9 protein-coding genes are annotated in these 10577 nt (G+C 71.2%); 5 read left to right on the forward strand and 4 right to left on the reverse strand.

Annotation, left to right across the window (positions count from 1 at the left end):
* Genes ABZS40_RS24905 through ABZS40_RS24915 form a run of 3 tightly spaced genes read left to right on the forward strand, consistent with a single transcriptional unit; the run spans nt 1 to nt 3939 of the window.
* Nucleotides 1-1410, forward strand: a complete 1410-nt coding sequence (locus tag ABZS40_RS24905; RefSeq protein WP_354945841.1) for a protein kinase — start codon at nt 1-3, stop codon at nt 1408-1410.
* Nucleotides 1407-3224, forward strand: coding sequence for a Stk1 family PASTA domain-containing Ser/Thr kinase (pknB, locus tag ABZS40_RS24910; protein WP_354945842.1), 1818 nt, complete (start codon nt 1407-1409; stop codon nt 3222-3224). The genes ABZS40_RS24905 and pknB overlap by 4 nt, the downstream gene beginning before the upstream one ends.
* A gap of 19 nt (nt 3225-3243) precedes the next feature.
* Nucleotides 3244-3939, forward strand: a complete 696-nt coding sequence (locus tag ABZS40_RS24915) for an ElyC/SanA/YdcF family protein (RefSeq protein ID WP_354945843.1) — start codon at nt 3244-3246, stop codon at nt 3937-3939.
* A 55-nt stretch (nt 3940-3994) separates the two neighbouring features.
* Here the strand turns inward: ABZS40_RS24915 and ABZS40_RS24920 are convergent, their stop codons facing one another.
* From ABZS40_RS24920 to ABZS40_RS24935, 4 genes are read right to left on the reverse strand one after another with little or no spacing between them, the layout of a single operon-like run.
* Nucleotides 3995-4645 carry an aminodeoxychorismate/anthranilate synthase component II gene (locus ABZS40_RS24920; RefSeq protein ID WP_354945844.1) on the reverse strand — a complete coding sequence of 217 codons (651 nt, stop codon included), beginning with the start codon at nt 4643-4645 and terminating at the stop codon, nt 3995-3997.
* A gap of 2 nt (nt 4646-4647) precedes the next feature.
* Complete coding sequence (locus tag ABZS40_RS24925; protein ID WP_354945845.1) at nt 4648-4926, reverse strand: hypothetical protein; 279 nt, start codon at nt 4924-4926, stop codon at nt 4648-4650.
* 4 nt (nt 4927-4930) lie between these two features.
* The gene (locus tag ABZS40_RS24930; RefSeq protein ID WP_354945846.1) at nt 4931-6748 is read right to left on the reverse strand and encodes a class E sortase; all 1818 of its coding nucleotides are present in this window, start codon (nt 6746-6748) and stop codon (nt 4931-4933) included.
* Nucleotides 6745-7545, reverse strand: a complete 801-nt coding sequence (locus ABZS40_RS24935; RefSeq protein ID WP_354945848.1) for a DUF881 domain-containing protein — start codon at nt 7543-7545, stop codon at nt 6745-6747. The genes ABZS40_RS24930 and ABZS40_RS24935 overlap by 4 nt, the downstream gene beginning before the upstream one ends.
* Before the next feature lie 218 nt (nt 7546-7763).
* On the opposite strand from ABZS40_RS24935, the gene ABZS40_RS24940 reads away from it, so the two are divergent.
* Both ABZS40_RS24940 and ABZS40_RS24945 read left to right on the forward strand, forming a co-directional pair.
* Nucleotides 7764-8030: a cell division protein CrgA gene (locus tag ABZS40_RS24940; protein ID WP_354945849.1), complete on the forward strand. Its 267-nt coding sequence runs from the start codon at nt 7764-7766 to the stop codon at nt 8028-8030.
* Nucleotides 8031-8236: 206 nt separating this feature from the next.
* A complete protein-coding gene (locus ABZS40_RS24945) occupies nt 8237-10435 on the forward strand; it encodes a (Fe-S)-binding protein (protein ID WP_354945853.1) in 2199 nt (732 codons plus the stop codon).
* Nucleotides 10436-10577 lie beyond the last annotated feature (142 nt).

The raw sequence follows: 10577 nt of genomic DNA on the forward strand, positions 1-10577 counted from the left end.
ATGCTCAGCCCCGGCGTGCAGCTCGGCAACCGCTACCGTCTCGACGAGCGGATCGCCAGCGGCGGCATGGGCGACGTGTGGCGCGGCACCGACCAGGTGCTCGGCCGGACGGTCGCGGTGAAGAGCCTGCTCCCCGCCCTGCTCGACGACCCGGACTTCGGCGAGCGGTTCCGCCACGAGGCCCGCACCATGGCCACCATCAACCATCCCGGCGTGGTGGACGTCTACGACTTCGGCAACGACCAGCAGATCGCCTTCCTGGTCATGGAGTACGTCGAGGGTGACGCCCTGTCGTCCACGTTGAGCCGGGTCGGCCGGCTCACTCCGGCCCGGACGATGGCCCTCGTCGCGCAGGCCGCCGACGCGCTGCACGCCGCGCACGAGAAGGGCATCGTGCACCGCGACGTGAAGCCGGGCAACCTGCTGGTCCGGCCGAACGGCACGCTGGTGCTCACCGACTTCGGCATCGCCCGCTCCGACATGGTCGGCCAGCTCACCGCCGCCGGTTCGGTGCTCGGCACCGCCTCGTACATCTCGCCGGAGCAGGCCACCGGCGGCGTGGCCACCCCGGCGTCCGACGTGTACGCCCTCGGCGTGGTCGCCTACCAGTGCCTGGCCGGTCGACGGCCGTTCGAGGGCGACAACCCCCTCGACATCGCGATGCGGCACGTCCGGGAGACGCCCCGGCCCCTGCCGGCCGACATCCCTCCGCAGGTACGCGCCCTGGTCGAACGGGCGTTGGCGAAGGACCCGGCCGCCCGCTGGCCGAGCGCCGCCGCACTCGCCGGGGTCGCCCGTCAGCTCAAGGCCGCGCTCTCCCAGCAGGCCCGGGCCGGCGCCAACTCCGGGCCGGTCTCCGCCGCGCCTGCCTCACCCGCCGCGCCCGGCCGGGCCCAGGTGCCGCAGGCACACCAGATGCGTCCGCCGACTGCCCGCCCGCCGGTGGCCGGGCCGAGGCCGACCGCTGTCGCACCCGCCCAACAGCCACGCCCCACCGCCGTCGCGCCGGCCGTCCAGCCCGTCCGGCCGCAGGGCGCACCGAACGGCTACCCACGCGGTGCGGCGGCGGTGCCGTCCGGGCCGCCCCGGCAGGAACACCCGCCGGCGTACGTCCGGCAGGCCGGCCCGGTGACGCCGTCACCCCAGCCCCAGCGGTCCCGGCCTGGAATGGTGCTTCTCGCCATCCTGCTGGCCGTGCTGGTCCTGCTCTGCTCTGGCGTGATTTCCTACAACCTACGGAAGCAGTCGCAGGCCGGTGTATCCGCCGGGCTGGCGCCGCGCACCGTGGCGTCCGGCGCGCTACGACTCGACGGGCGCGACGATCCGACCCGGACGTCGTACCGTCGGGAGGTACGACTCCAGCCGGGCGACGGCGGGACGACGACGAGCGAAGGACGACAGACGCGATGACAGCGCAGGCCCGCCTGCTCGGTGGCAGGTACCAGGTCGGCGAACTGCTCGGCTATGGCGGCATGGCCGAGGTGCACCGTGGTCGCGATCTCCGGCTCGGTCGGGACGTCGCGATCAAGATGCTCCGCACCGACCTCGCCCGGGACGCGACGTTCCAGATGCGGTTCCGTCGGGAGGCGCAGAACGCCGCCTCGCTCAACCACCCGGCCATCGTGGCGGTCTACGACACCGGCGAGGAGACCGCGCCGACCGGTGAGACGCTGCCGTTCATCGTCATGGAGTTCGTCAACGGGCGGACCTTGAAGGAGGTCCTCGGCGCCGAGGGGCGACTTCAGCCCCGCCGCGCGCTGGAGATCTGCGCCGACATGTGCGCCGCGCTGGAGTTCAGCCACCGGCACGGCATCATCCACCGGGACATCAAGCCCGGCAACGTGATGCTCACCCAGACCGGCCAGGTCAAGGTGATGGACTTCGGCATCGCCCGGGCGCTCGCCAGCGGCGCGACCACCATGACGCAGACCAGCGCGGTCATCGGCACGGCGCAGTATCTCTCCCCGGAGCAGGCACGCGGCGAGGCCGTCGACGCGCGCTCCGACGTGTACGCGGGCGGCTGCGTGCTCTTCGAGCTGGTCTGCGGGCACCCGCCGTTCGTCGGGGACAGCCCGGTCAGCGTCGCGTACCAGCACGTCCGGGAGACGCCGCCGACGCCGAGCGACATCAACCCGGACGTCACCCCGGCCGTCGACGCGATCGTGCTCAAGGCGCTGTCGAAGAACCCGCTCAACCGCTACCAGAGCGCCGGCGAGATGCGGGCCGATCTGCTCCGCGCCGCCGCCGGCCGGCCCGTGCTGGCCACTCCGGTGCTGCGCGAGGCGGAGACGGTGGCGATGGCCCCGGCCGGCGGCGGGGGCGGTTACCCGGCTTCCGGTGGTGGGCAGCAGACCCGGCAGATCCCGGCCCGGGTGGGCGACCCGCGTCAACGCAAGGCGTCCTCCTGGCTGATCGCGATGTTCAGCGCGGTCGGCGTGCTGGCGGTGATCGCCCTGGTCGCCGCCCTGCTCTGGGACCAGCAGAAGGACAAGGACCTGAAGTCGGTGCCCACCCTCAGCGGAAAGAGCCAGGTCGCCGCGGTCACCGAGATCCGCAACGCCGGGCTTTCCCCGCAGGTGGGTGAGCCGGTGCTGGCAAGCGACTGCACGAAGGGCAGCGTCGTCAATCAGAATCCGGCGGCGGGCACCAAGCTGGAGCAGAGCGGCACGGTCACCATCCAGGTCTGTGGCGGCGTTCCCGAGGTGCGCGTTCCCGCCGGGCTCAAGGGCAGCAAGCGGGACAGCGCCATCGCCCGGCTCAATGAGGCGAAGCTCACGTTCGAGGTCGTGACGGTGAACGCCGAGGCGAGCCAGGACGAGGTCCTCGACGTCGACCCGCCCTCGGGCGAGAGCGTTCCCGAAGGCACGAAGGTGAAGCTCACGGTCTCGAACGGCAAGGTTCGTGACGTGCCGGACGTCGTGGGGTTGAGCCAGGAAGAGGCCACCCGCGTCCTCAAGAACGCCGGCTTCATTGTTGTCGTCAACGACGGGCCGGAGGTGCCCGCCGCCGAGGCGGGGAAGGTCACCGACCAGAGCCCTAACGGCAAGGAGAAGAAGCCTACCGGCACGAAGGTGACCATCAAGGTGAGTCAGCCGGAGCCGGAGACCGACCCGACGCCGACGATCACGCCGACGGCCACACCGACGGCCACACCGACCACTCCCGGCAACGGGGGCGGCGTCGGTCTGCCGTTCCCGCCCCCGCCGGGCCGGCCCCAGGACTAGGCAACACCCGGGCATCGGCATGACCGAGGCGGCATCGGTCCCGGTCGGGCCGGTGCGGCGATGGCCTCGACGCGTCCGCCGGCTGGTCGTCGCGGGCCTCGTCGTGCTGGTGCTCGCCAGTTCCCCGTGGCTGTGGACGACGCTGTCCGCGCGCGGCCACCTCTACGCCGAAGCGGACGCGCCGGCCGCCGACGTGGTGATCGTGCTCGGCACCGAGGTGGCAGCCGATCGGCAGCGGCCGGGGGACCGTCTCGCCGGGCGCCTGGACACGGCCGCCGAGTTGGTGGCCAGTGGACGAGCCACTGTCGTCCTCGTGTCGGGCGACGGAGGCGGGGCGTCAGGTGACGAGCCGGCGGTGATGACGACGTACCTCTCCGAGCGGGGTGTCGACAGGCGTCGGGTGGTGGCCGACCCGTTCGGCCTGGACACCTACGACAGTTGCGCGAGAGCGCGCGAGGTGTACGGCGTCGAGCGGGCCCTGATCGTCACCCAGTCGTACCACCTGTCCCGGGCGGTGACGCTCTGCCGGCAGCTCCGCCTCGACGTCGACGGGGTGGCTGCCCGCTGCGACGGCTGCGGCGCTGCCCTGCTCGCCGAGAAGTCGGTTCGGGACTACTTCGCCAGTGGCAAGGCGGCGTGGGACGCGGTGCGCGACCGGCCGCCGGCGGTGCGTTCGCCAGCGGACCCCGCGATCCAGAAGGCTCTGCGGGGCTGAGCCAGCCGCCACTGGCTCCCCGACAGCCCGGTGACCGGGCCCTGGCGTTCGGCCGTCAGGTCGTGGCGAAGGCTGCAAGACGACGCGCGTCGACCTCGGCGGCCAGCGCGGGTGCCCGCTCCAGCGCCTCGGGGCGACCGCAACTGGCCAGCCAGTTGGCCAGCATCAGGTGACCGCCCTCGGTGAGCACCGACTCCGGGTGGAACTGGACGCCCTCGATGGGCAGCGTCCGGTGCCGCATCGCCATCACCACGCCGGAGCCGGTCCAGCCGGTGACCTCCAGCTCGTCGGGGAGCGTCTCGGGCAGCACGGCGAGCGAGTGGTACCGGGTGGCGGTGAACGGGTCGGGCAGACCGGCGAGTACGCCGACCGAGTGGTGTCGTACCTCGGAGGTCTTGCCGTGCAGCAGCTCCGGAGCGCGCGTCACGGTCGCCCCGAAGGCTTCGCCGATCGCCTGGTGGCCGAGGCAGACGCCGAAGATCGGCAGCTTGCCCGCGTACTCCCGGATGACGTCCAGGCAGATGCCGGCGCGGTCCGGGCTGCCCGGTCCGGGCGACAGCAGGATGCCGTCGGCGCCGACCGTGCCCACCTCGGCGACGTCGATCTCGTCGTTGCGACGGACCTCGCAGTCCACCCCGAGCTGGCCCAGATATTGCACGAGGTTGAAGACGAAGGAGTCGTAGTTGTCGATCACCAGGACGCGCATGGTCACCTGCTCGGGGAGGGAGGCGCGGAGTTGTTCTGGTCGGTGTCGTACGGCAGCTCGTGCTCGTCGCCGGCCGGAGTCTCCCCGGTCACCGGGTCGCCGCCACCCGTCTCGGCGGGTACGCCGGACTCGACCTGCACGTCGTCGAAGGGCAGCAGGGGCTCGGCCCAGGGGAAGGCGACATACCAGAGCAGGGCCACCGTGGCGGCCAGGAGCAGCACCGAGCCGGTCAACTTCCCGACCACGCCGAACGGCAGCTTGCGCCAGATGAACGCGTACATCGGGTCAGCCTCCCAGCTCCGCCGGGCGGCCCGCGGACTTGGGTTGGGTGCGGTCCAGTTCGGCGTGGATGATCAGGCGCTGGTAGTTGTCGAACTTCGGGTTGCACGTGGTGAGGGTGAGCATCCGTTTGGTCGCCTTCTTGTCCGGCTCGCCGGGCACCGGCGCCACCACCTCGACCTGGGTCGGTCGGACGATCCGGGACTGCGACACCCGGTAGACGTACCAGTCGGTCTTGCTCTCGACCACGATCGGGTCGCCCTCGTCCAGCTCGTCCAGCCGCCAGAAGGTGGCCCGGTTGCGGTGGCCGGCGACGGAGAAGTTGCCCACCTGGCCGGGGAGCGCGCTGGTCGGGTAGTGGCCCGGGGCGAAGCGGATGTCCTGCTGAGTGACGCCCTCGACGACTACCCAGTTCTTGTCGAGCTTGGGGATGTAGAGGCCCGCGAGCGGCTTGCCGCGTACCGGTGGGGACGGTTTGACGCTCGGGCCGACCGACGGGGCCACCGTCGGGTCGTCGGTCGGGCCCCACGCCTGGGCCAACTGGTTGTTGAGGTCGTTCTGGTGGGCGTCGACGATGGCCGACTTGCCCCAGACCTCGTAGCCGGCGAAGAGCAGAACCACCAGGCCGAAGGTGATCAGGATTTCGCCGGTGACGCGGACGCCGGTGCGCAGTCGCGAGCCGAACGACGGGCGGGTCAGCTCGGAGTAGACGCTCTTGTAGCCCTCACCGGTCTGGTGCGGCCGGAGGTGCACCACCCGCTCGCCGCGTCGGGGTTGGGGAGGGTCGGCGGGGTTGTCGCCGGCCGGCTCATCCGGGACCGCGGTGCGGGGGACGGCACCCATCAAAGCTGTCGAGTCCATGGTCGGGGGCCTGCTGGCAGGTGTGGCGGGCACCGCCGGAATCAACGCGGTGGCGGCCGGGTCCACGCCGCGATCCCCGCCAGCGCTCGGCGGAACCCGGCCCGGCCCGGTCGGCGGAACCCGGCCCGGCCCGGTCGGCGGAACCCGGCCCGGCCCGGTCGGCGGAACCCGGCCCGGCCCGGTCGGTGCGAAACCTTCCGGCCCGGCCGCCGCGACGCGGTCGGGGGCGGCCGGGGAAACCGGCGTGGCCGGGGAGCCGGTGGGTCGGGCGGGCCGGGCGGTGACCTGCGGAATGTACGCGGTCGGCGAGTCGGCCAGCGGCGGCGTCGAGGGGCCTGAGGAGACAGGCCGGCTCGGCGTGCCGGAGGTCGCCGGCCGGGTCGGCATCGGCATCCCGCCGGGCGTGGCCGGGCGGGTTGGTGCGGCACCCGGTGGGTTGCCGACGCCCGGTGGGCGGGTCGGTGCGGCACCGGATGGGTTGCCGACGCCCGGTGGTCGGGTCGGTGCGGCGCTGGGCGCGGTCGGTCGGGTGGACGCGGCGCTGGGCGCGGGGGGCCGGGTCGGGGCGTTGCCGGGGGCAGCGGGCCGAACCGGGCCCTGGCTGCTGGCGGTCGGGCGGCCGGAGGCGGTCGCGGGGGGAACCCCGGCACCGCCGTGTGAGCCCGACCCGGCAGCTGTGCTGCCCGGCCAGGGCGGCGGCGCTTCGGCACCCGGGCGGCCCGGGGTCTCGGTCGGCTGGGGTCGAGTGGCGCTCGGCCGCGGTGGCTGCTCGGCCCGCGGTGGCTGCTCGGCTCGCGGTGGCTGCTCGGCCCGCGGAGGATGCAGCACCGGCTCGGGCCAGTTGCTGGCCGGGGCCGGTCGGCTCGGTGCAGACTCAGGCCGGTCGACCTTGGGCAGGAAGGCGGTCGGCTCGTCGGTCTGGTCCCGGTGTCGCCCGTCGCGTCGCTCGTCCGGCCCGCTCACTTGGGCACCGTAGCCGAGCGCAGGGCGGTGGAATCCTCGAATGCGGGAACTCGCACCGTGGAGGCCGTCTCCTTGTAGCCAAGCTGGTAGTCGTCGACCGCGTCCTTGAACAACCGGACTCCCTGAGAGCTGGCGAGGGCCTGCTGGAGGGCAGCCGGATCGCCGATCGCTACGATCTTGAACGGTGGGGAGTACACCCGGCCGTGAAGTAGCAGGGTGTTACCGACGCAGCGTACCGCGCTGGTGGTGAGCACGCGGACATTCATGATTGACATGGCCTCGGCTCCGCCGGCCCAGAGCGCGTTGACCACCGCCTGAACGTCCTGCTGATGCACCACCAGGTCGTCGTTGCTGGCGTCCGACTGCGTCTGGTCCAACTGTGGCGCGTCGTTCAGCTCGACGGTGACCCCGGGCCCGCCGAGGGCGGTGAACCCGGCGTTCTGGAGGCTGCCCTGGGCGCGATTCTGCTGATCCTTGATCGGGACGTCCGAGCCGGCCAAGGTGTTGGTCCGTTGCTCGACCTCGCCGCGCAGCGTGGCGGCGCGGCGCTCGCTGGCGGCTACCTGTTCGCGGCGGTCCTCGATGAGTTGGTTGAGCTGGGGGCGCCGGTCCTCCCGGAGAGCGGTGCCGCCCGCTGTGGTCGCGGTGGTGGTGAAGAGCAACCCGGCCGCCGCGGCGATCAGGGGCACCCCGATCGACCAGCCCGGACGGCGTTGGCGCGGTCGCCGGGGCAGCAGCCCGGCGGCGGCCCGTCGGAGGACCTTCTGCCAGGAGGTTGCGCCGGATGTGTACTCCACCGAGCGTTCCTTCCGCGTGTCGGGGATCGGTCCGTGCCGGCTGGGCCGGTGCGAGCAGTCCCGCCTCTTTCGGTCACTCCGTGCACTGGCCTGACCCCATTCGTGGTCCGGGCGGCCAATCGGGACTACGCTAGCTCTCGAACATTATTGGCCATGGACCGTCGCCCCCGCGCCCGGTTGTCAGGCCGGACGAGGTCGTCACCCCTCTGGAGAGCGCCGTGCCCAAGTCTCAGGTCCGTAAGAAGAAGGTGTACACCCCGCCGACGGACGTCCGTCCGACGACGACGACATCGTCGTCGCGCAAGCCTAGCCCGGTGTGGTTGCCGATCACCGCGGTCGCCTTGATCGTGGTCGGGATCGGCTGGCTGGTGCTCTACTACCTGTCCGAGCAGGAGTACCCGGTCATGGCGTGGGGTTACTGGAACCTCGCCGTCGGCTTCGGTGCGATGGTCGCCTCGCTGGCGTTGCTCTCCCGCTGGCGCTGACCCGAGCAGACCGTCGCGTCGGCGGTCCCACGTCACCCCGTCGAGCCCCTGCCCAGCAGGATCGGGTGGGGCCCCCTATGGTGTGCGCAGGCAGCGCGGCCTGCTGCGAGATGGCTCACGTTACCGCTGGGTAACCTTCGCGTAGGCTGCACTGCATGACCGAGCAGAGCGAGGTCATCAGGCAGCAGACCGGGGAGGCCAACTCGATGGGCAGCGTCCAGATCGTCACCACGATCCTCGCGGCCGCCATCACCGCCGTGGCGGTGTGGCTTGCGGTGCGTGCGGTCCTGAAGATGGTGGCAGTCATCCGGCTCGGGCAACCCGCGCCGGAGCGGTTCTCCGACAAGGTCGCCCGCGCCAGGACGATGCTGGTGGAGACGGCCGGCCACACCCGGATGCTCAAGTGGGGCGTGGTGGGCGCCGCGCACTGGTTCGTGATGGTCGGCTTCGTCGTGCTGTCGCTGCTGGTGCTCGAGGCGTACTTCGAGGTCGTCACCACCGATGGCGGGCTGCCGATCATCGGGCACTGGACGATCTTCGGTCTGGTCACCGAGATCATCGGGGTGCTGGGTCTGGTCGGCATCCTGGTGCTGATGGCGATCCGGCTGCGCAACCGACCGACCCGCCCGGGCGGGCGGTCGCGGTTCACCGGCTCGACCATGTGGCAGGGCTACTTCGTCGAGTGGATCGTGCTGCTGGTCCTGATCTTCGGCTTCGTGATCCGGGGCTTCAAGGTCGCCACCGACCACTTCGAGTTCCCGTTCTGGGCCACCCCGGTCAGCCACGCGGTCGGTGCGGTGCTGCCCGACTGGGCGGACGGCGTCAGCGTCGCCGCGGCCATCAAGATCATTATTTCGATGACGTGGCTGATCGTCATCTCCCTGAACGTCACGATGGGTGTCGCCTGGCACCGCTTCCTGGCGTTCCCCAACATCTTCTTCAAGCGGGAGCCGGCCAGGCCGGCCGGCTCCGGTCTCGGCGCGCTGCGGCCGATGACGAGCCAGGGCAAGCTTCTCGACTTCGAGGAGGCCGACCCGGAGAAGGACCAGTTCGGCGTCGCCCACGTCGAGCAGTTCAGCTGGAAGGGCCTCCTGGACTTCAGCACCTGCACCGAGTGCGGTCGCTGCCAGTCGCAGTGCCCGGCCTGGAACACGGGCAAGCCCCTGTCGCCGAAGCTGCTGGTGCTGAGCCTGCGTGACCACGCGTACGCGAAGGCGCCCTACCTGCTGGCCGGTGGCGGCAAGGACCTGACCGGCGAGGAGAAGGCCACCCAGGCGCAGCTCGCCCACCTGGACGTGCTGGCTCTCGCCGAGGCCGACAAGCCGTTGATCGGCACCGCCGAGGAGGGCGGTGTCATCGACCCGGACGTGCTCTGGTCCTGCACCACCTGCGGCGCCTGCGTGGAGCAGTGCCCGGTGGACATCGAGCACGTCGACCACATCGTTGACATGCGCCGCTACCAGGTGCTGATCGAGTCGAGCTTCCCCTCCGAGGCCGGCGTGATGCTGCGCAACCTGGAGAACAAGGGCAACCCGTGGGGCGCCCCGCAGAACACCCGCGAGGACTGGACCAAGGGCCTGGACTTCGAGGTGCCCCGGGTCGGCGAGGTGGACGACTTCGAGTACCTGTTCTGGGTCGGCTGCGCCGGCGCGTTCGAGGACCGGGCCAAGAAGACCACACGCGCGGTGGCCACGCTGCTCAACGAGGCGGGCGTGAAGTTCGCGATCCTGGGCGAGGGCGAGACCTGCTCCGGCGACCCGGCGCGGCGGATCGGCAACGAGTTCGTCTTCCAGATGCTCGCCCAGCAGAACGTGGAGACGCTGAACGAGGCGTTCGAGGGCCGGGACAAGGCCAAGCGCAAGATCGTCGCGACCTGCCCGCACTGCTTCAACACCCTGGGCAACGAGTACGGGCAGCTCGGCGGGGAGTTCGAGGTGGTCCACCACACCCAGCTGCTCGCGCACCTGGTCGCCACCGGCAAGCTCACGCCGGTGCAGCCGGTCGACGGCGGGGTCACCTACCACGACCCCTGCTACCTGGGTCGCCACAACCGCGTCTTCGCGGCACCGCGGGAGGTGCTCGGCGACGCCATTGAGGGCGAGCTGACCGAGATGCCGCGCAACAGCGAGCGCTCCTTCTGCTGCGGCGCCGGCGGCGCCCGGATGTGGATGGAAGAGAAGATCGGCAAGCGGATCAACGTGGACCGGGTTGAGGAGGCCATGGCCACCGGGGCGAAGACGGTAGCGGTCGGCTGCCCGTTCTGCTCGACAATGCTGAACGACGGGGTCAACGGCAAGGGTGCCGGCGAACAGGTCGAGGTGATCGACGTGGCGAGCGTGCTGCTCCGTTCGGTCAAGCCCGAGAAGCCGCAGGGCGGCAAGGAGACCGCCCCGATCGGCGGCTGAGACGCGTACCCCCGGGATCTGTTCATCGACGGCCGCCTCAGTAAGTCGGTGTTGGATCTGAAGATCACACGACAGAACTCCATTCACCCTGTAATAAAACTCGAATGACGTCATCTGCAATAAAATGAACTCGTGGCTCTGG

Origin of the sequence: Micromonospora sp. NPDC005324 (assembly GCF_040607155.1) — a bacterium.
Classification (GTDB): domain Bacteria; phylum Actinomycetota; class Actinomycetes; order Mycobacteriales; family Micromonosporaceae; genus Micromonospora; species Micromonospora trifolii.